This is a genomic window from Phenylobacterium sp. P4_E10, assembly GCF_056401675.1.
In genome coordinates this window covers 188,874-208,703 of record NZ_JBFUIW010000002.1, presented here as the reverse complement: position 1 = coordinate 208,703, position 19,830 = coordinate 188,874, and the positions used below count along the sequence as shown (strand labels likewise).

Here is a 19,830-nt window from a genome sequence, read left to right as displayed (position 1 = left end):
CGCGGTGTCCCCCCGCTAGGGTCAAGCCTGTACTCGGGGGTGTTACGGACGATGAAATCCTGCTCAATCGCAGCGGCGCTTGGCGTCGCGGCGGCGGTGTTCTGCGTGGGCGCGGCGCAGGCAGGCGAATGGCTGCTGGGCGTCTACGCGCACGACGTCACCTTCATCGGCGAGGCGATCGGCGTCGGCGCGCCGGGCCGCGAGGAAGGGACCGACCTGCACCTTGGCGTGCGCAGCGCACGCATCGGGCGCCTGAAGGTGCTGGGCCGCCCACAGGCGCACATGTTCGTTTCCCTCAACAGCGAGAACACCTCCAACTTCGCCGCCGCGGGCCTGTCCTGGCCGATCGCCCTGACCGAGCGCCTCTATGTCCGCCCGGGCCTGGGCCTGGCCATCACCGACGGCGAGGTCGACCTGCCGCCGGTCAACGCGCCGGGCCTTTCCCCCGAGGAGATCGAGCGCCGCCTCAAGCTCTATCGCAGCCGCATCGACTTCGGCTCCAAGGTCCTGCTCCAGCCGGAGCTGGCGCTCGGCTTGCGCGTCGACAACGCCTGGTCGGCCGAGCTCTCCTGGGTCCACATCTCCAACGGCCAGGTGTTCGCCCAGGGCAAGAACCAGGGCATGGATGCGGCCGGCGTGCGGCTCCTCCGCCGCTTCTGATTCCGGGGAGAGGGCTTGACGCCGGCCCTCCCCACTGGTTTACCCCCGCCGAACCGAGAGCTGCCGCCCCTGGGCCGCGCTTTCGCTTCCTAAAATCGATCCAGTCCACCCGCCGAGAGCCTGTCGAAGGGCGTGGTCGGACCCGCTCGGCAGGCCGGGAGATCGTACCTGAAATGGCCAATGTGACCGTGATCGGCGCCCAGTGGGGCGACGAAGGCAAGGGCAAGCTCGTCGACTGGCTGTCGAACCGGGCGGACGTCGTCGTTCGCTTCCAGGGCGGCCATAACGCCGGCCACACCCTGGTGGTCGGCAACCAGGTCTACAAGCTCAGCCTACTGCCCTCGGGGGTCGTGCAGGGCAAGCTGTCTGTGATCGGCAACGGCGTCGTGGTCGATCCCTGGCACCTGCTGGAAGAGATCGCCAAGCTGGGCGGCCAGGGCGTGAACATCACCCCGGACCTGCTGGTCCTGGCCGACAACGCCTGCCTGATCCTGCCGCTGCACCGCGACCTCGACCAGGCGCGCGAAGCCGCCGCGGTCAACAAGATCGGCACCACCGGCCGCGGCATCGGCCCGGCCTATGAGGACAAGGTCGGCCGCCGGGCCATCCGGGTCGACGACCTGCGCGACCGCGACGCGCTGGAGGCCAAGATCGACCGCCTGCTGGCCCACCACACCCCGCTGCGTCGCGGTCTGGGCCTGCCCGAATACGACGGCGCCCAACTGCTCGCCGCGCTGGAAGAGATCGCGCCGAAGATCCTGCCCTTTGCCCAGCCGGCCTGGAAGCTGCTGGACGGCGTGGTGAAGTCGGGCAAGCGTGTGCTGTTCGAGGGCGCTCAAGGCGCGCTCCTCGACGTCGACCACGGCACCTATCCCTATGTGACCTCTTCCAACACTGTGGCTGGCCAGGCCGCCGCGGGCTCGGGCCTTGGCCCCAAGGGCCCCGGCTACGTGCTGGGCATCGTCAAGGCCTACACCACCCGGGTCGGAGAAGGTCCGTTCCCGACCGAGCTGTTCGACGAGATCGGCCAGCACCTGGGCACGGTCGGCAAGGAGTTCGGCGTGGTCACCGGCCGTCCGCGCCGCTGCGGCTGGTTCGACGCCGTGCTGGTCCGCCAGTCGGTGGCGCTGAACGGCATCGACGGCATCGCCCTGACCAAGCTCGATATTCTCGACGGCCTGCCCAAGCTGAAGATCTGCGTCGGCTACAAGATCGGCGGCGAGGTGCTCGACTACCTGCCGGCCGGCCTCAAGCAGCAGTCGGCCATCGAACCGGTCTACGAGGAGATGGACGGCTGGAGCGAAAGCACCGCCGGGGCCACCTCCTGGAAGGACCTGCCGGCCAACGCGGTGAAGTATGTCCGCCGCGTCGAGGAGCTGATCGGCGCTCCAGCGGCCATGGTCTCCACCAGCCCGCAGCGCGACGACACCATAATGGTCCGCGATCCTTTCCAGGACTGATCGACGTAAGGCGTTCTTAAGGACGTTGGGAACATTCTGGGGGCGAGATTTCGGAGTCCCGCCCCCTCGTGTTCAACGAAGACCTGAAACAGATTCAGCGCATGGCGCCGCTGATGCAGCGGGTGCTGATCGTTGACCCGGCCACGGCCAGCGCCAGGCTGCTGGCCGATCTCATGCGCAATATCGCCCCGGTCCAGCTGTGGAACGCGGTCACGACCCGCAAGGGCCTTGAGGCCGCGCGCCAGGTGAACCCGCAGCTGATCTTCGTCGAACTGGCCGGCGGCGACGTCGACGGCGTCGAGTTCGCCCGCCAACTGCGCCGCTCCGATGCGGCCTGCCGCATGGCCCCGATCATCATGATCACCGCCACCGCCACCGCCGGCGCCATCCTGGCCGCCCGCGACGCCGGCGTGCACGAATTCCTACGCAAGCCCTACACCGCCAAGGATCTGCTGCGCCGCCTGGAAGCGGTCACCCTGCATCCGCGCGACTGGGTGGAAGCGGTCCAGTACGTCGGTCCCGACCGGCGGCGCTTCAACTCCGGCGACTATACGGGCCCGCGCAAGCGCCGCTCGGACGCCGTCACGCCCGACGACCAGCGCATCGTCCAGGCCCTGAAGATCGTGCGCTCGGCGATCCCGGCCATCGCCAGCGATCCGGCCCAGGCCATGCGCGCCCTCTTGGCCCAGATGGTCGAGCTGCACCGCGGCGCGGCGACGACCAGGAACACCAAGCTGGCCGCCGCAGTCACTGAGTTCCAACTCCACCTCGCCAGCGCCGCCCAGACCGGCGTGCTGGTCCCCGAAGACATGGCTAAGCACGCCGCGCCCCTGCTGGCCTTCCTGCCCAAGGACGCGGCGGCCAAGGATCGGGCGGCCTAGAACTCCGCCGACAGCGTGAGCTGCACTGACCGTGGCGGGCCCGGGCGGAAGGTCGCCAGGCCGGTGGTGGTCGTGGTGATCGTGCCCAGATAGTCCTCGTCGAAGATGTTATCGACATTGAGCCGGAACTTCAGATGGCTCAGCGGCCCCGTGCCCAGTTCGCCCACGTCGAGATAGGCGTTCCACACGGTATAGCCGTCGACCTTCTCGGTGTTGATGAAGTTGCTGTAGCGCTCGGAGATGTGGCGGGCCGAAAGGTTGAACAGGGCCCAGTCGGTCAACTCGAACGTCACCCCGCCCTGGAACACCCATTCAGGGAAGTCCGGCACGGTCTTGCCGGCGATCGCCACCGTAGTCGGAACGCCGCCGACGATCGTCGCGTAATCGTCCTGGAACTCGGCGACATTGTAGCTGAGGTTGGTGTTGAAATAGGTCCTGCCCGCCAGCACGTCCGGTTTCCATTGGCCGGAGAACTCGGCCCCATAAGCGTCCACCTCGCCGACGTTCTGAAAGAAGGTCTCGGTGGTGGTCGAGCCCGGCACGATCTGTGCGAACGACTGCAGGCGGTTGGCGAAGCTGGTTTGGTAGGCCACCAGCGAGGCGTTGAAGGTCGGCCGGTTGGTCCGGATTCCCAGTTCCCAGTTCTTGGCCGTCTCCGGGTCCGGGGCCGGTACGGTCGGGCTGGCGGCGGAGAACACGTCATCAGCGCCGCGGGGCAGGGCCATATTCTCGGAGTAGGACGCGAATACCTGTTCGCGGTCGGTCAGGTTGTAGACCGCCCCAACCTGGGGCAGGAAGCCGTCCTCCCACTTGGCCGTAAGGGTCGGCTGGCGTCGGGCGATATAGTCCCCGGGGTTGCGATAGCCGCTGATCTCGTAGTCGATCCACAGCCCCTTGAAGCCGACGTCCAGCTTCAGTCGATCGTCCAGCAGGCCGATCACGTCCTTCAGGAAGAACTGAGTCGTCTGGCGGGTGGACGTGTAGTTGCGCTGCAGGTGCACCGGTTCGCTCAGCAGCGGGTCGCCGTCCGGGGCGCCACCGGCATGGTTATAACGGGCCTGGGTGCGGTGATAGTCGTCGCCTTCGAACCAGAGGCCGGCCTGTACGGCGTGGTTTGCGACCCGCCAATCCCCCTTGGCGGTGAGGCCCTTGCGCTCGCCGTTGATGGTCGAGAGGCCGTATTGCAGGCCCTTGGGCGCGAACAGGCCGGGCACAATCAGCCGCTCGGCGTTGTAGCTGGCCAGCGAGGTGGCGTAGGCCTCGGGCGATACGCCGTAGCCCTCCTTGTCCTCGTAGTAGGCGGTGGCCGAAAGGTCGATGTTCTCGCCGACCGGGGTCTTCGCCGAAACGGCCCAGAGGTAGTCGGTCCGCGAGTTGATCGCCTGCTTGTAGTACTGGTTGTAGGCGGTGTTTGAATAGGTGATCCCCGGCGCGGTGACCGGCAACACCGGCACATAGTCCAGGTACGGGAAGAAGCGGCCCTGGCGACCGAACTGGTCCGGCGGCCCCACGTACTGGGCCATGGTGATGGCTGGGGAGTCATAGTCAAAGTAGTCGTTGTAGACGCCCTGCAGAGTGATCTCGGCGCCGCCGTCGAAGCGGTAGCGGACCTTGCCCTCGATGTGCTCGCGGTCGATCTCGCCGGCCCCGCGCCACAGACCCGACTGGATGTCGGAGCGGGCGAGATAGGCGCTCCAGCCGTCATGCTCCCCAGTGTCCGCCCTCAGGAAGTTGCGGAACAGCCCGTCAGAGCCTGCGGTCAGGCTGACTGCGCCGCCCAGTTGCTCCTTTGGCGGCGTCGTGAAGTAGTCGACGATGGTCCCCAGCGAGGCGTAGCTCGGCAGGCTGACGTCGCCGGCGCCCGATGACGCCTGCACCCGCAGCAGGTTTTCGTTGTCGACATAGCGGTAGATCGGCGAGCCGCCGAATTGGTCGGAACGTCCCATCGGCACGTCGTCCAACAGGAAGCCGATCTGGGTGAACGAAAAAGCCCGCACGCTCACCGAGTTGCCGAACTCGTACATGCCCAGGGCGTCGTTGGCCTGGACGTTGAAGCCAGGCAGGCTCTCCAGCATCTTCAGTCCGGTGATCCCGGCAGGCGCCGACAATAGCGCCTCGCGCGTGATCGAGACCGTGGCTGTCGGCTCGTCAGTGCCGATGGCGACGGCTGCTTCCGACACCCGTTTGCCGGTCACTACCAGTTCGTCGATCTGCTGTGCCAGCACGGGGGGCGCCCAGGTGGACGAGACCAGCGTGCTGGCGAGCAGGAGCCCGCGCAGCGATAATCCATACTGTTTGAAGTGCATTTCTATCCCCATAGAAGCGGCGCAGGGATACTGCGGCGCTTGAGGGATAGTTCAGGTCGATGGCGGCGAAGGTTAGCGAGTATATCTTTGAAAAGTGCTAGAATTGCTCAAGACGCGCCGAGTAAATATTTACTGGCGTGATCTGGTGTTTCAGGAAATCTGGATTGGTAGGCCAGGCGCGCCAGAATTCCTGGCAAGCGTCGATGTCTACTTCAGGCAGGCAAAAGGCGCCGCAGTGGGTGGCTGCGGCGCCTTGAGTTCGCTTCGGCGAAGAAGGCCTAAGCCTCGATCAGGTTCTTGTCGCGGGCTGCGGCGGTCACCGACTTCTGCAGCTTTTCGAAGGCCCGGACCTCGATCTGGCGGACGCGTTCGCGGCTGACGCCGTATTCCGCGGCCAGCTCTTCCAGAGTGGTCGGGTTATCCTTCAGCCGGCGTTCGGTCAGGATGTGGCGTTCCCGGTCCGACAGCTCGGTCAAGGCCGCTTCCATCAGGGTCATGCGCTGAGTGCGCTCCTGGTTTTCGGCGACATAGGTCTCCTGGCTGACCGAAGTCTCGTCCTCCAGCCAGTCCTGCCACTCGCTCTCGCCGTCGACGCGCAGGGGCGCGTTCAGCGAGGCGTCGGGGCCCGACAGCCGGCGGTTCATCGAGATCACTTCTTCGTTCAGCACGCCCAGCTTTGTGGCGATCAGGCTGACCTGGTCGGGATGCAGGTCCCCGTCCTGGAAGGCGCTGATCTGGCTCTTGGCCTTGCGCAGGTTGAAGAACAGCTTCTTCTGCGCGGCGGTCGTGCCCATCTTCACCAGGCTCCACGAGCGCAGGATGTATTCCTGGATCGAGGCGCGGATCCACCACATGGCGTAGGTCGCCAGGCGGAAGCCCTTGTCCGGTTCGAACTTCTTCACCGCCTGCATCAGCCCGACATTGCCTTCGGAGATCACTTCCCCGATCGGCAGGCCATAGCCGCGATAGCCCATGGCGATCTTGGCCACGAGACGCAGGTGGCTGGTGACGAGTTGGTGTGCGGCTTCGGAGTCCTCGTGCTCACGCCAGGCTTTGGCGAGCATGAACTCCTCGTCCTTGGCCAGCATCGGGAACTTGCGAATTTCGGTCAGGTACCGGCTCAGTCCGCCTTCCGGCGACATCACGGCGAGCGCGTTAGCGGCCATGGATATATCCCCTTTCTTACTCGGCGGGTTTTCGGGTCGCTGCGCGATACGCGCGCGTCACCGTCCGCCCCCTCCAACCATTCAGATAGGTATTGGTTGCGGCTGGCGTAAGGCCCAGGTTTGGGAGAAACCGGCAGGCCCGAAAATCCGACTGCTCTAGTCAGGTATTTCTACAGGCCGAAGTTGGCGCCTTCAAGGCCGCAAGGGCACAAGCTTTCTTACAAAGCTGACAGATTAGCTTCCAGGCGCCCCATATCGGCCGGAAGGGGGCTCTCGAAGCGCAAAGCTTGGCCAGTCACGGGATGGATGAACCCCAGCACCGCGGCGTGCAAAGCCTGACGTTTCAAGCCTGCATCCGCCACAGCTTCCCGCACCGGACCGGCCGGCGGACCTGAGCCGTAGACCGGGTCGCCCAGGCAGGGCGTCCCCTTGGAGGCCATGTGCACGCGGATCTGGTGGGTGCGGCCGGTCTCCAGGGTGCAGGAGATACGGGCGGCCAGCGGCTTGGGGCCGCCGAACGTGCGTTCGGTGCGGTAGTGGGTGATCGCCTCGCGGCCGCCGGTCTTCAGCACCGCCATCTTCTTGCGGTCGCTTTGCGAGCGGCCGATCCGGGTCTCGATCGTCCCCTGGACCGGCTGCGGCGCGCCGCGGACCAGCGCGACGTAGACCCGATCTATATCGTGCGTGGCGAACAGCTTCGAAAGCCCCTGGTGGGCGGCGTCGGACTTGGCCGCCACCATCACGCCCGAGGTCTCCTTGTCTATGCGGTGGACGATCCCGGGGCGCGCGACCCCGCCGATGCCCGACAGGCTGTCGCCGCAATGGTGCAGCAGGGCGTTGACCAGGGTGCCGGTCTCGCTGCCCGGCGCCGGGTGCACCGCCATGCCGGCCGGCTTCTCCAGCACGATCAGGTCAGCGTCCTCGAAGAGGATGGTCAGCGGGATGTCTTCGGGCTGCGGCTCGGCCGGGGCCGGCGGCGGGATCAGCAGCTGATAGTCGCCGGCCTGGGCCTTGGCCGAGGCGTCGCTCATCTGCACGCCGCCGCGGCTGACCAGCCCCTGGGCCATCAGCGCCTGGATGCGGCCGCGCGACAGGTCCGGCAGGTGCTCGGCCAGGGTCTTGTCCAGCCGCGCGCCGGCGGCCTCCGGCGCGATCGTGACGATCCGCGCGTCCATGCCCTCCGCGGGCAGTTCGTCCGCCGGGAGGTCGTCGTCTTCGATATCGACTTGGCTCACCCTTGCAGGTGTCCGCCGGACGAAAGTCCCTTCGACAGGCTATTCGCCCAGCTCGAGAGCAGAAACAGCTCGCCCGCGCCCGATGCGGCGGCGGCCGGTCCGATGTCGCGGATCAGGTGTTTGCGCATGGACTCTGGAGCGGTTTCCTTGGTGGCGGCGGTGTCGAGCTTTAGCAGCTCTTTGAAGTGCTCGTCGTCGGTTTCGACGTCTCCGGTCAAGTCCCCGATCCGCTCCAGGACCACAGGGTAGGCCGAGGGCGTGCGCGCGGCGTTCAGCGCCGCCGCCAGGATCAGGCCGTCCAGCTGCACCGCCTTGTGCAGCGAGACCCCGTTGAAGATCAGGAACACTGGCGTCTGGCCGACGGTGTCGAACAGGATGGCGAACAGCTGGCCCTCGACCGGCAGCATCCAGCCGTCGAACAGCAGTCCCGAGCCGCCCATGGCGAAGCGCAGCAGGCCGTCGGCGCCGCGGCGGATCAGGCCGTAGTCGTGGAAGATCTCGCCGGGCATGGCGATTGAGGGCCGGGTGCTGCGCCAGAAGCCTTCATAGGTCGCCGCCCGGCGGTCGGTCATCATCCGCACCAGGTCCATGCCCGGCAGCGGCAGGCCGTGGGCGGCCGCGCCGTTGGTCTTCGGCTCGGGCGTGCGGGGCAGGGCCGGCTCGACGCCGAACACCTGGGCCAGGCTGGCGAGGTCGCGGTCCCAGTCCAGCATGGTGAAGCCGGCGCGCCGCCCCGCCACCAGCTTGGTCAGGTTCTCCAGGTTATGCGCCGAGGGCGTCACCGCGCCGGACGCCCAGCGTCCGACAAGAGACTTGTCGACCCCCAGGTCGGCGGCCAGCCGACCGCGGCTCATGGAGAGCGCCTTCAGGACCAGGTCCAGCTTCTCGGAGAAGGGCGTGGAGAGGTGCATGGCGGCTCGATGATTCCATAGCCGCAATGAAATGCAACCCAGCATGCAACGGTTGCGCGGTGGAATGCAACGGTTGCATGTCGCCGTGCAGCGGTTGCTTCCCCGCGCTGCAACCGTTGCGCAGGCCGCTGCAACTGCTCAGAGAACGCTGTTCGCCGTACACACGTGGCAGCCAGACGGCACGAATGATCAGAGCCGCCAACCCGGCGTCCCGGCCGGGGCGGCTCTGCGGTGATCCGAGAGTCCCCACGATAAGGATCGCCATGACCAGAGGCGGGCGGCCCCATCAGGCGGTCGTCCGCCCCTGTGTCGCCCGCGGGCGCCTGCGCCAGGCGGTTCGCTCATCTCGGTGAGGACCGGAGCCGAATGGGTCTGGGGGCTCTTACCGCCGCCTGAGCTCGGAACCGGGGCGACGGCCGGCCCTGGCCTTCGCCGGGATGAGCGGACGAGGTTAGGCCTTCTCCAGCGCCAGCCGGGCAGCGAACGCCAGGAATATGCCGCCCGTCAGCCGGTCCAGCCAGGCGATCACGGCTGGCCGCCGCAGGGTCCTGGCGATCGGCCGGGTCGCTGCGATCAGCAGCGTGAACCAGGCCAGGCCCAGCACGCCGTGGATCGTCGCCAGCAGAAACAGGAACGGCCCGGCCGGCACGCCCTGGGCCATGAACTGCGGCAGCAGCGAAACGTAGAACACTCCGACCTTCGGATTCAGCAGGTTGGTGATCAGGCCGCGCCGCATCCAGGCGAAGTCGCTCCCGGCGTTCGGCGCGGCGCCCGTGTCGAGCGCGAAGGTCTTGCGCGGCTTGGCGATCAGGCCGATCCCGAGCCACAGCAGATAGGCCGCGCCGGCCCACTTCAGGATCGTGAAGGCGGTCTGCGAGGCGGCCAGCAGTGCGCCCAGGCCCGCAGCCACCGCGGCGCCCCAGACCAGGCAGCCGAGCACGATGCCAAGACCCGCCAGCGCCGCACGCTTGGGCCCTTCCACCGCCGCGGCCCGCAGCACCAGGGCGGTGTCGAGGCCTGGGACCATGGTCATCACCGCCGCCGCGGCGGTGAAGCCGAGCACAGCCTCGAGTGGGCTCATGGCCGCTCCACCAGCTTGCCGTCCTCGACCACGCGATAGAAGCAGGAGCGGAAACCGACGTGGCAGGCGCCGCCGTCGCCCTGCGGGAGCACCTTCAGCCACACGCAGTCCTGGTCGCAGTCGATCCGCATCTCGACGACCTGCTGGATCTGGCCGCTGGTCGCGCCCTTGTGCCAGATCTCGCCCCGCGAGCGGCTGTAGTAGACCGCCTCGCCCAGCTCGATGGTCTTGGCCAGAGCCTCCGGGCTCATCCAGGCGAACATCAGCACCTCGCCAGTCTCGGCATGGGTGGCGACGGCCGCGATCAAACCATTGGCGTCAAAGCGCGGGCTCAGAACGTCGCCGTGTTCGAGCGCCTGCTTGGAAGAAGCGGTGGGGAAGTCGGTCATGGGCGCATGTGGCCTGAGCATTTTCCGCCGAAGTGGATGCCGGTTCGGCGCAGAAAATGCTCTAAATTGATAGAGGGTGGAACGAAATCCGATTCAATTTGATCGGATTCGTTCCGGCTCGCTGGCCTGCGCGCTAGCGGCTGACGTCAGGCCTCCCGCCGGAAGGCCTGACGTTCGAAAGCCTAGCGCTTGTTGACGAAGTCCAGGAAGCGCTGACGCAGGGTCGCGTCGGTCTTGAAGACGCCCGTGAACTGGGTGGTGATCGTCGAGACGTGGCGGTGGTGCACGCCGCGGGTGGTCATGCACTGGTGCGCCGCGTCGATCAGGATCGCCACGCCGGCCGGACGCAGGCTGTCGGTGATCGCATCGGCGATCTGCTGGGTCATGGTCTCCTGGGTCTGCAGGCGACGCGAGAAGATCTCGACCACCTTGGCCAGCTTGGAGATGCCGACGACCCGGTTGGTCGGCATGTATGCGACATAGGCCTTGCCGAGGAACGGAGCCATGTGGTGCTCGCAGTGGCTCTCCACCTCGATGTCGCGCAGCATGACGATGTCGTCATAGCCCTGCACGTCTTCGAAGGTGCGCGAGAGTTCCTTGGCGGGATCGAGCTGATAGCCTTCGAACCACTCACCATAGGCGTCGACCACGCGCTTGGGCGTATCGATCACGCCTTCGCGGCGGGGGTCGTCGCCCGCCCACGCGATCAGCGTGCGCACGGCTTCCATAGCCTCTTCGCGCGTCGGGCGCTTCACGGCTTCAAGATCAAGACCGGGGGCGCCGATCAGGGTTCGGTCGCGACTGGGAGCGTCCATGTGTGAGCGGTTTCTTTCCGGGGCCTGAGTTGCGCCGGGACGAAGGTCCCGGAAATGACGCGTGCCACCCCATAACCAGGCGCTAAACCACGGACGGAACCGTGGCCTCGCGGCCGGACCGAATGTATATGGGGCCAACCCCTTGGCGGGCAACCGTTACCCGGCGTCAGTTTTCAACTAGGCCGCCGCCAGTTTTCATGAAGGACCCGATGGCCCTCTCGCTCTACGACACCATGGCCCGCGAAAAGCGGCCCTTCGTTCCCAAGGATCCTGCCCGGGTGACGATGTATGTCTGCGGGCCCACGGTCTACAATTACGCCCATATCGGCAACGCCCGGCCGGTCGTGGTTTTCGACGTCTTGTTCCGTCTGCTGCGTGACGCCTACGGCGAGAAGGCGGTGATCTACGCCGCCAACGTCACCGACGTGGACGACAAGATCAACAAGAAGGCGGCCGAGGAAGGGGTGGCGATCGACGTCATCACAGACCGCTACCTCGCCATCTACAACGACGACATGGCCACGCTTGGCGCGCTGCGCCCGACGCACCAGCCGCGCGCCACCCAGACCATGGATGCGATCATCGCGATGATCGGCCAGCTGGTCGGCAACAACTCGGCCTACGCCGCCGAGGGCCACGTCCTCTTCAACACGCAGACCTATGGCGACTACGGCAAACTGTCGCGCCAGCCGATGGAGGACATGATCGCCGGCGCGCGCGTCGATGTCGCCCCCTACAAGCAGCATCCCGCCGACTTCGTGCTCTGGAAGCCCTCCAAGGAGAACGAACCGGTCTGGGAAAGCCCCTGGGGCCCCGGCCGCCCGGGCTGGCACATCGAGTGCTCGGCGATGATCGAGCAGACGCTCGGCCTGCCGATCGACATCCATGGCGGCGGCATCGACCTGCTGTTCCCGCACCACGAGAACGAGATGGCGCAAGGCGTTTGCGCCGCCGGCCACGACCATGGCCAGGACGGGAGCGGCGCCTACGCCAACTACTGGATGCACAACGGCTTCCTGAACATGGCGGCCGAGAAGATGTCCAAGAGCCTGGGCAATGTCGCCCTGGTTCACGACCTGATCGCCCAGGCGCCCGGCGAGGCCCTGCGCTGGGCGCTGCTGGTCGGCCACTACCGCGCGCCGCTCGAATGGACTGGCGAGCTGATCGAGCAATCGCGCAAGGCTCTCGACCGGCTGTACGGCGCGCTGCGCCGCTCCAGCGAGGTGGAGGCCGAGGACGTGCCGCCGCCGGCGGCCTTCATGGCTGCGCTGGAAGACGACCTCAATACGCCGGCCGCCTTCGCCGAGCTGTTCGGAATGGCCACCAAGCTGGAGACCGCCACCGGCAAGGGCCGCGGCCAGGCCAAGGGCGAACTGCTGGCCGCCGCCAACCTGCTGGGCTTCCTGCTCGGCGATCCGGAGGCTTGGTTCCAGGGCGGCGTCACCGACGAACTGCGTGAGCGGGTCGAGTCGCTGATCGCCCAGCGGGTCGAGGCGCGGGCCGCCAAGGACTGGGCCGCCGCCGACCGCATCCGCGACGAGCTCACCGCGTTGAATATCGAGGTTATGGACGGCCCCGCTGGCGCGACCTGGCGGATCAAGGAATCCACTTAGCCGCTCATCCCCGCGAAGGCGGGGACCCAAGCGGACCGACATCCTCGCTTTCGCATCAGGTGCGTTCCTGGTTTGTTCAGGATCTCGTCTGTGTAAGCTTCTGCTTGTCCCCGCCTCCGGGGGATGAGCGGAGGGCGGGGTGTCCTTCTATACCTATCTGATGGCGAGCGGCCCTTATGGGACGCTCTATTGCGGACACACCGATGACCTTGCGTCTCGGGTATGGAAGCACAAGGAAAAGGCCTATCGCGGCTTCACGGCCAAGTATGATGTCGTCCGACTGGCCTGGTACGAGGTGCACGACGAGCGCGAATATGCGTTTCGTCGTGAACGCCAGATCAAGAAGTGGAATAGAGCCTGGAAGATCAGGCTCATTGAGGAGTTGAACCCGCGTTGGGACGATCTCTACGAGACCTTGAATTGCTGGGCGGCCGTTGCGCCGCTTGGGTCCCCGCCTTCGCGGGGATGAGCGGGGTTAGTGTGCGCTAATGGCCCTTGGCCCAAAGACCTTCACGGCCGGCGCAGGCTTCAAGTTCAAGACCCCGGCCCCCGCCGGGCCCAGCGGCGTGCGCGTTGAACATCGTATCGGCGTCCAGGCCCCGGCCGAGACGATCTGGGAAATCCTATATGATCTGGAGCGCTGGCATGAGTGGAACCCGCTCTACCCGCTGGCCCACGGCGTCATCCGGATCGGCTCACAGCTCGACCTGACCCTGGCTCTGGAAGGCGAGCCGCCGCAGCAGATCAAGCCGGTGATCCTGGAGTGGGTGCCCAACGACCAGATCCACTGGCGCCTGAAAATGCTGGGCGGCCTGGTCTCGACGACCCGGTTCCTGGAGCTTGAGCAGTTGGACACCGCCAGCACGATCTTCTCCAACGGCGAGCTGATCGGGGGGCTGCTGGGGCCCACCGTCGCGCGTCGCATGGGTCGGAAGATCTATCGCGGGTTCCAGGCGATGAACGAGGCGCTGAAGGCGCGCGCAGAGGACGCGTGGCGCGCCCAGGGCGGCGCTCCTACATCCACAACATGATCGACGACCTCTACTCGGCCAAACTGCTGAAGCTGGCGGCCAACATGCCCCACCTCGGCCGGCTGCCCGCGCCGGACGCCAGCTCGGAGAAGGTCTCCAAGCTGTGCGGCAGCCGCGTGATCGTCGATGTGGTGGTCGAGGGCGACCGGGTCGCCGACTTCGCCCAGGACGTGAAGGCCTGCGCGCTGGGCCAGGCCTCGGCCGCGGTGCTCGGCGCAAATGTGCTGGGCGCCAGCCTTCCGGAGATCGAGATGGCCCGCGATCAGTTCCGTGCTATGCTCAAGCACGGCGCAGATGCGCCCCAAGGACGTTTTGCGGATCTCTCCATGTTGGCCCCGGTGAAAGACTATCCCGCCCGCCATGCCTCCACGCTTCTGGCGTTCGAGGCCGCGGCCGAGGCTGTCCGCCGCGCCGTGGAACGAACTAGCAGCGCCGGCGCGGCTTGATCCTGAGGGTCGCTCAGCGTAATCGCTGCGACTGAATCGCACGCCTGCGAGCCGGCATGACATTCTATGAAACCTGCGTCCGAGGCGCCCTCCGCGCCTACAAGCTGACGCTTTCGCCCCTGATCGGGCGCCAGTGCCGGTTTCTTCCGACCTGTTCGGAATATACGGCTCAGGCCCTGATCCTGCATGGCCCCTGGCGCGGCTCCAAGCTCGCGGCCCGGCGGTTGTGCCGCTGTCATCCCTGGGGAGGCGCGGGCTACGACCCGGTCCCCCAACCGCGCGACAAGACCCAGGACGGGTCGGCCTCGCGGACATGGACGTGTGAAACATGATCGATCTGATTTTCCCCGACGGCTCCCAGCGCCAGTTCGAAGACGGTGTCACGGGCCGTGAGGTCGCCGCCTCCATCGCCAAGTCGCTGGAGAAGAAGGCGGTGCTCGTGAAGCTCGCTGGCGAGCTGCGCGACCTCGACCGTCCGCTCGACAAGGGCGGCGCCTTCGAGATCCTGACGCGCGAGAACCCCGAGGCGCTAGAGACCATCCGCCACGACGCCAGCCACGTGATGGCCGAGGCGGTGCAGGAGCTATTCCCCGGTACGCAGGTGACCATCGGCCCGGCGATCGAGGACGGCTTCTATTACGACTTCGCGCGTGACACGCCGTTCAGCCTCGACGATCTCGCCAAGATCGAGCAGCGGATGAAGGAGATCGTCGATCGCGACGAGAAGATCGTCCGCGAGGTCTGGGATCGCGACGAGGCGATCAACCACTTCAAGGAGATCGGCGAGGCCTACAAGGCCGAGATCATCTCCGACCTGCCGGCGGGCGAGACGATCACGGTCTATCGCCAGGGCCAGTGGAAGGACCTGTGCCTCGGCCCGCACCTGCCGTCGACCAAGTCGGTGGGCAAGGCCTTCAAGCTGATGAAGCTGGCTGGCGCCTACTGGCGTGGCGATCACCGCAACGCGCAGCTCCAGCGGATCTACGGCACGGCCTGGGCGACCGAGGCCGACCTCGAGGCGCACCTCCATCGCCTGGAGGAAGCCGAGCGCCGCGACCACCGCAAGATCGGCCGCGCCATGGACCTCTTCCATATGCAGGAAGAGGGCAAGGGCATGGTCTTCTGGCATGAGAAAGGCCTGACGCTTTGGCGCACGGTGGAGTCCTACGTCCGCCGCCGCCTGGAAGTGGCCGGCTATCAGGAAGTGCGCACGCCGCAGGTGCTCGACCGGATCTTCTGGGAGAAGTCGGGACACTGGGACAAGTACCGGCCGAACATGTTCGTCTGCGAGACGGAGGAGGGCGAAGAGCTCTCGCTGAAGCCGATGAACTGCCCGGGCCACGTGCAGATCTTCAAGTTCGGCCAGAAGTCGTATCGCGACCTGCCCCTGCGCATGGCCGAGTTCGGCGCCTGCCACCGCTACGAGCCGTCGGGCGCACTGCATGGCCTGATGCGGGTGCGCGCCTTCACCCAGGACGACGCCCACATCTTCTGCCGCGAGGACCAGATCGAGGAGGAGACGGCGAAGTTCATCGAGCTGGCCAACTCCATCCATGCCGACTTCGGGCTTGAGCGCGACCACATCGCGCTAGCCACCCGTCCTGAAATCCGGGCCGGCAGCGACGAGTTCTGGGACAAGGCCGAGTCGCAGATGCTGATCGCCGCCCGCAAGGCCGGCGTGGAGCCGGTGATCGCCGAGGGCGACGGCGCCTTCTATGCGCCGAAGCTCGACTGGATCCTGAAGGACTCGATCGGCCGGACGTGGACGTGCGGCACGATCCAGCTCGACTACGTGCTGCCCGAACGGCTCGGCGCCGAATACACGGCCGAGGATGGGTCGAAACAGCGGCCGGTCATGCTGCACCGCGCCATATGCGGTTCGCTGGAGCGATTCATCGGCGTGCTGATCGAGCACTACGCCGGCGCATTCCCGCTGTGGCTGGCCCCGACGCAGGTCGTCGTCGCCACAATTACGTCAGATGCCGATGATTATGCCTTGTCAGTGGCTCAAGAATTGAGCGCCGCCGGTCTCAGGGTTGAAACGGATCTGCGGAACGAGAAAATCAACTACAAGATTCGGGAACATAGTCTCGCCAAGGCGCCGGTTATCGCAGTTGTCGGCAGGCGAGAAGCTGAGGAAGGCAAAGTGGCTCTGAGGCGTTTCGGCTCCGACGGGCAGTCTATCCTCACGGTTGACGAGGCGGTTAAGACACTTGCCTTAGAGGCGAGTCCGCCAGATGTTGCACGGCAGCGTGTGCTTCGGGGTGCTTCGCCCGAGGCGGGCGCGGTCGGGGTCAGGGAGGCTGGATGAACGGCATCGCCGCACCGATCGTTGCTTACGAGCCAGCTCCGACACAGGATTATCTGAAGCCGCGCCAGAGCGTCTCCGTCGTCATGGTGGTCTACATGACCGGCGAGGCGCTTCAGCAGAGCATCGAATGCGTCCTCGCAGACCCGCTGGTCGATGAACTGGTCATCGTCGACAACGGCTCGACCCGCATGGAGGCCTCGCGCATCAAGCGCCTGGCCGACAGCGACGGGCGTGTGCGGCTGCTTCAGGGGCATGGCAATGTCGGCTTCGCCCGCGGCGCCAATCTCGGCGCCCGGGCCGCGGCCAGCGACGTCATCGTGTTCCTCAATCCCGACGCCTTCCTGCAGCCGGGCTGCGTCGCCGAGCTGGTGCGCGCCATCGACGGGCGTCCCGTCCCGACCCTGGTCGGCGGGCGGGTGCTCAACGCCGACCGCACCGAGCAGCGCGGCGCGCGCCGCGGCGACATCACCCCGGTGAGCGCCCTGCTCAGCCTCAGCCACCTGTCGCGCCGGGTCCCGGCATGGCGCCGCTACGAGGTGCACTGGGAGACTGAGACCGCGCCCGAAGGCGTGACCGCCGTCCCTACGATCTCCGGGGCTTGCTTCTGCATGCGCCGTGAGGACTTCGAGGTCGTCCAGGGCTTCGACGAGGGGTATTTCCTGCACGTCGAGGACGTCGATCTCTGCTGGCGCGTGCGCCAGACCGGCGGCGCGGTGCTGTTCCAGCCCAAGGCCGAGGTGATCCACCTGGGCCATACCAGCCACGCCAGCCCGCTACGGGTTGAGTTCCATAAAGGTGTCGGTCTGGCCCGCTACTTCCGCAAGCGGGCCGAGGGCCTGGGCGAGCGGCTGCTGGCCCTGATCCTGTCTCCGATCATCGTCTGCACTGCGATCGCCCGCCCGGTGATGTGGCGCATCCGCGGCCGCGCCGCCTAGGCGGCCTCGGGCGGAAACAGGCCCGCGCGGCTGATCGACGCGGCGATCGGCTTGTCGAGGATCGCCGCCATCCACTGCGCGGTCTCCATCAGCGCTTTGATGTCGTAGCCGGTCTCGAAGCCGGCCCGCTCCAGCATGTAGACCAGATCTTCGGTGCCGATGTTGCCGGTCGCCGCCGGCGCGAACGGACAACCGCCCAGGCCGCCGCAGCTGGCGTCCAGGATGTCGACCCCGGCCTCGACCCCGGCGAAGGCGTTGGCCAGTCCGGTGTTGCGGGTGTCGTGAAAGTGCAGCCGCAGCGGGATGTCGCCGATCACCTCGCGGACCGCCTCGACCCGGGCGCGGACCATCCAGGGGTCGGCTACGCCGATGGTGTCGGCCAGGGCGATCTCGTCGACCTTGGCGTTCGCCGCCTCGCGGGCCAGCGAGACCACCCGTTCCTGCGGAACCTCGCCGTCGAACGGGCAGCCGAACGCGGTCGAGAAGGTGACCGAGATCGGCGGCCCGCCGTCGCTGGCCTTGCGCGCCGCGATCGCGTGCATGGCTTCGATCTGCTCGGCGACATTGGCGCCCTGGTTGCGGATCCCGAAGCCATCTGACGCGCAGACCACCACATTGGCCTCGTCGCAGCCGGCGGCCACCGCGCGCTCCCAGCCGCGCATATTCAGCACCAGGCCGATGCGCGAGAGGCCGGCCTCGGTCGGCAGGGCGGCCATGATCTCCTCGGCCCCGGCCATTTGCGGCACGCGGTTGGGATTGACGAAGGACACCACCTCCATCCGCTTGGCGCCGGCCGCCTGCAGGCGGCCGATGAAGTCGAGCTTCTGCCCGACGTCCAGGATCGCCTTCTCGTTCTGCAGCCCGTCGCGCGGGCCGACTTCGACGATTTCGATGAAACGGCTCATGGTCCCTCAGATGGGGCTGGGGCGTAGACTCGTAAAGTCGTCTCGTCGCCGTTGGAGTAGTCCAGGCCCTCAACACGGCCGATTTCGCGCGCTTTGATCCCCTGCGCCTTCAGCGCCGCCTCGAACGCCTTCTGCTCGCGGCCCTCGACCACGGCTGGTCGCTGATCGGCCAGCGCCTCGATCGCCTCGGGCACGTCGCCGAGGTCCGTCGAGGTGCCCAGGGCGAAGACCAGGCTCGGCTCGGCATAGCCGGCGACGGCGATCGGGGGCGGAGCGATGCCCTGCCGCGGCAGCAGCTGGGCGCGGGCCAGCACCTCCTCGGTGCGTCGCGAGAGCCATAGCGGCTCGAGGTTCGGAGCGAAGGCGGCGGCGAATGCGCCATGACCAAGGACGGTCAGGGCGATGGCCGCGCAGATCGCCTTCAAGGGCTCGCCGCGCCAGAGCAAATAGGCGCCGGTGAGCCCCGCGGCGGCCAGCAGCAGGGCGGTGGCGAGGGTGGCCGGCAGGTCGCTGCGATCGCCATACTCGCCGTAGAGGTAGAACACCGCCGCGCCGAACACGACGCCGACCAGGGCCGAGAGCGCGATGCCTACCCAGCGGGCGACGGGTCCGATCGGCGGGCGCATCACCGCCGCCGCCATCAGCCAGGCGAAGGCGCCGTAGGTCGGCAGGGTGTAGTGCACCAGCTTGGTCGGGGTGGCCTCGAAGACGAAGAAGGCCGGGATCAGCCAGCAGAGGGCAAAACGCACGCCCGGCTCGTTGCGCGTCCGCCAGCCCAGCGCCACGGCCGCCGGCAACAGCAACGCGCCCGGGAAGATCAGCAGCGGGGTCAGCAGGGTGTGATAGCCGGGCGGGGCGCCGTGGCTCTCCTGGCCGCCCACCAGCTTGGGAGCGAAGTCGGCGCCGAACGCGGTGGTCCAGAAGCCGCCGTCCGTGGCCACCGTAACCGCCGCCGCCCAGGGCCCGATGATCGCCGCCATCAGGATCAGGCCCCAGGTCCAGCCCAGGTTCTTCGCCCAGGGGGCTTTGCGATCCCAGGCCCACAGCGACAGGGCCGTGAGCGTGACCACCATCAGGCCCACCGGCCCCTTGACCAGGATAGAGGCGGAAAGCCCCAGCCAGAACAGCAGGCGCGTGATCCGGCCGGCCGGCGGGCCATCGCGCGAGGCCGCGTAGATCCTGGCCAGCGCGGCCATGGCTAGGGTTGTGGTCCCGGCCAGCACCGCATCGGTCTTGGCGATGAAGGCCTCGGTCGAGAGCAGGAAGCTCGAACCCAGGATCGCCCCGGCCAGCAAGCCGGTCGGCCCGCCGAAGAACACCGATGCGCCCCACGCGCACGCCGCCGCCGCCAGCATCGCGCCGAGCAGCGACGGCAGCCGATAGGCCCAGATCTCTCGGTCCTCGGCCTGCGACACAAGCGCCACACTGGCGGCCTGCAGCCAATGGATGCCGACCGGCTTCTTGAAGCGCGGCTGGTCCTGGAAGCGGATCACCACGAAGTCGCCGGACTCCAGCATCTGCGCTGTCGCCTGGGCGAATCGGCTCTCGTCGCGGTCCAGCGGCGGCATCGCGAACACGCCCGGCAAGCCCGCGAGCAGGGCGACAAGCGCGGCGAAGGCTGGCGCGCGCCACCCCTGACTGAAGCGATCAAGATAGGCCTGTAGACTCATGGCCCAGTTGATAGC

General features: G+C 67.1%; 19 protein-coding genes. 10 read left to right on the top strand and 9 right to left on the bottom strand.

Translation table 11 applies throughout. From position 1 onward, the window contains the following. The first annotated feature begins 51 nt into the window (after window positions 1–51). From AC1DQJ_RS03095 to AC1DQJ_RS03085, 3 genes are all read left to right on the top strand, one after another. Window positions 52–660, top strand: a complete 609-nt coding sequence (locus AC1DQJ_RS03095) for an acyloxyacyl hydrolase (protein WP_477600150.1) — start codon at window positions 52–54, stop codon at window positions 658–660. Window positions 661–833: 173 nt separating this feature from the next. Beyond that, window positions 834–2,120, top strand: coding sequence for an adenylosuccinate synthase (locus AC1DQJ_RS03090; protein ID WP_477600148.1), 1,287 nt, complete (start codon window positions 834–836; stop codon window positions 2,118–2,120). Window positions 2,121–2,188: 68 nt separating this feature from the next. Then, on the top strand, window positions 2,189–3,001 hold the full coding sequence (locus AC1DQJ_RS03085; protein WP_477600146.1) for a response regulator: 813 nt from the start codon (window positions 2,189–2,191) through the stop codon (window positions 2,999–3,001). On the opposite strand, the gene AC1DQJ_RS03080 is transcribed toward AC1DQJ_RS03085, so the two are convergent. The 7 genes from AC1DQJ_RS03080 to folE form a co-directional block, all read right to left on the bottom strand. After that, on the bottom strand, window positions 2,998–5,307 hold the full coding sequence (locus tag AC1DQJ_RS03080) for a TonB-dependent receptor (RefSeq protein ID WP_477600144.1): 2,310 nt from the start codon (window positions 5,305–5,307) through the stop codon (window positions 2,998–3,000). The two genes, AC1DQJ_RS03085 and AC1DQJ_RS03080, sit on opposite strands and share 4 nt — an antisense overlap. 278 nt (window positions 5,308–5,585) lie before the next feature. After that, window positions 5,586–6,473, bottom strand: a complete 888-nt coding sequence (gene rpoH / locus AC1DQJ_RS03075; RefSeq protein WP_477600142.1) for an RNA polymerase sigma factor RpoH — start codon at window positions 6,471–6,473, stop codon at window positions 5,586–5,588. 218 nt (window positions 6,474–6,691) lie between these two features. Beyond that, a complete protein-coding gene (locus tag AC1DQJ_RS03070) occupies window positions 6,692–7,648 on the bottom strand; it encodes an RluA family pseudouridine synthase (RefSeq protein ID WP_477600457.1) in 957 nt (318 codons plus the stop codon). 56 nt (window positions 7,649–7,704) lie between these two features. Beyond that, window positions 7,705–8,619: a helix-turn-helix domain-containing protein gene (locus tag AC1DQJ_RS03065; RefSeq protein ID WP_477600140.1), complete on the bottom strand. Its 915-nt coding sequence runs from the start codon at window positions 8,617–8,619 to the stop codon at window positions 7,705–7,707. 451 nt (window positions 8,620–9,070) lie between these two features. Beyond that, the gene (locus AC1DQJ_RS03060) at window positions 9,071–9,700 is read right to left on the bottom strand and encodes a LysE family translocator (RefSeq protein WP_477600138.1); all 630 of its coding nucleotides are present in this window, start codon (window positions 9,698–9,700) and stop codon (window positions 9,071–9,073) included. Further along, on the bottom strand, window positions 9,697–10,089 hold the full coding sequence (gene hisI, locus AC1DQJ_RS03055; protein ID WP_477600136.1) for a phosphoribosyl-AMP cyclohydrolase: 393 nt from the start codon (window positions 10,087–10,089) through the stop codon (window positions 9,697–9,699). The genes AC1DQJ_RS03060 and hisI overlap by 4 nt, the downstream gene beginning before the upstream one ends. A 182-nt stretch (window positions 10,090–10,271) precedes the next feature. Then, complete coding sequence (gene folE / locus AC1DQJ_RS03050) at window positions 10,272–10,904, bottom strand: GTP cyclohydrolase I FolE (RefSeq protein WP_477600134.1); 633 nt, start codon at window positions 10,902–10,904, stop codon at window positions 10,272–10,274. Window positions 10,905–11,113: 209 nt separating this feature from the next. On the opposite strand from folE, the gene cysS reads away from it, so the two are divergent. The 7 genes from cysS to AC1DQJ_RS03015 all read left to right on the top strand — a co-directional run bounded on the left by cysS (window position 11,114) and on the right by AC1DQJ_RS03015 (window position 17,240). Then, window positions 11,114–12,517: a cysteine--tRNA ligase gene (gene cysS, locus AC1DQJ_RS03045; protein WP_477600132.1), complete on the top strand. Its 1,404-nt coding sequence runs from the start codon at window positions 11,114–11,116 to the stop codon at window positions 12,515–12,517. 139 nt (window positions 12,518–12,656) lie between these two features. Next, window positions 12,657–12,986: a GIY-YIG nuclease family protein gene (locus tag AC1DQJ_RS03040; RefSeq protein ID WP_477600130.1), complete on the top strand. Its 330-nt coding sequence runs from the start codon at window positions 12,657–12,659 to the stop codon at window positions 12,984–12,986. 19 nt (window positions 12,987–13,005) lie between these two features. Then, the gene (locus AC1DQJ_RS03035) at window positions 13,006–13,548 is read left to right on the top strand and encodes an SRPBCC family protein (protein WP_477600128.1); all 543 of its coding nucleotides are present in this window, start codon (window positions 13,006–13,008) and stop codon (window positions 13,546–13,548) included. Beyond that, window positions 13,545–13,994: an iron-sulfur cluster assembly scaffold protein gene (locus AC1DQJ_RS03030; RefSeq protein ID WP_477600126.1), complete on the top strand. Its 450-nt coding sequence runs from the start codon at window positions 13,545–13,547 to the stop codon at window positions 13,992–13,994. The genes AC1DQJ_RS03035 and AC1DQJ_RS03030 overlap by 4 nt, the downstream gene beginning before the upstream one ends. Window positions 13,995–14,050: 56 nt before the next feature. Further along, the gene (gene yidD / locus AC1DQJ_RS03025) at window positions 14,051–14,326 is read left to right on the top strand and encodes a membrane protein insertion efficiency factor YidD (RefSeq protein WP_477600124.1); all 276 of its coding nucleotides are present in this window, start codon (window positions 14,051–14,053) and stop codon (window positions 14,324–14,326) included. Continuing rightward, a complete protein-coding gene (thrS, locus tag AC1DQJ_RS03020; RefSeq protein WP_477600122.1) occupies window positions 14,323–16,305 on the top strand; it encodes a threonine--tRNA ligase in 1,983 nt (660 codons plus the stop codon). The genes yidD and thrS overlap by 4 nt, the downstream gene beginning before the upstream one ends. After that, window positions 16,302–17,240: a glycosyltransferase family 2 protein gene (locus tag AC1DQJ_RS03015; RefSeq protein WP_477600120.1), complete on the top strand. Its 939-nt coding sequence runs from the start codon at window positions 16,302–16,304 to the stop codon at window positions 17,238–17,240. The genes thrS and AC1DQJ_RS03015 overlap by 4 nt, the downstream gene beginning before the upstream one ends. Here AC1DQJ_RS03015 and AC1DQJ_RS03010 read toward each other — a convergent pair. Next, on the bottom strand, window positions 17,237–18,145 hold the full coding sequence (locus AC1DQJ_RS03010; RefSeq protein WP_477600118.1) for a hydroxymethylglutaryl-CoA lyase: 909 nt from the start codon (window positions 18,143–18,145) through the stop codon (window positions 17,237–17,239). The two genes, AC1DQJ_RS03015 and AC1DQJ_RS03010, sit on opposite strands and share 4 nt — an antisense overlap. Further along, window positions 18,142–19,815 carry an ArnT family glycosyltransferase gene (locus tag AC1DQJ_RS03005; protein ID WP_477600116.1) on the bottom strand — a complete coding sequence of 558 codons (1,674 nt, stop codon included), beginning with the start codon at window positions 19,813–19,815 and terminating at the stop codon, window positions 18,142–18,144. Before AC1DQJ_RS03005 ends, AC1DQJ_RS03010 begins: the two co-directional genes overlap by 4 nt. Window positions 19,816–19,830 lie beyond the last annotated feature (15 nt).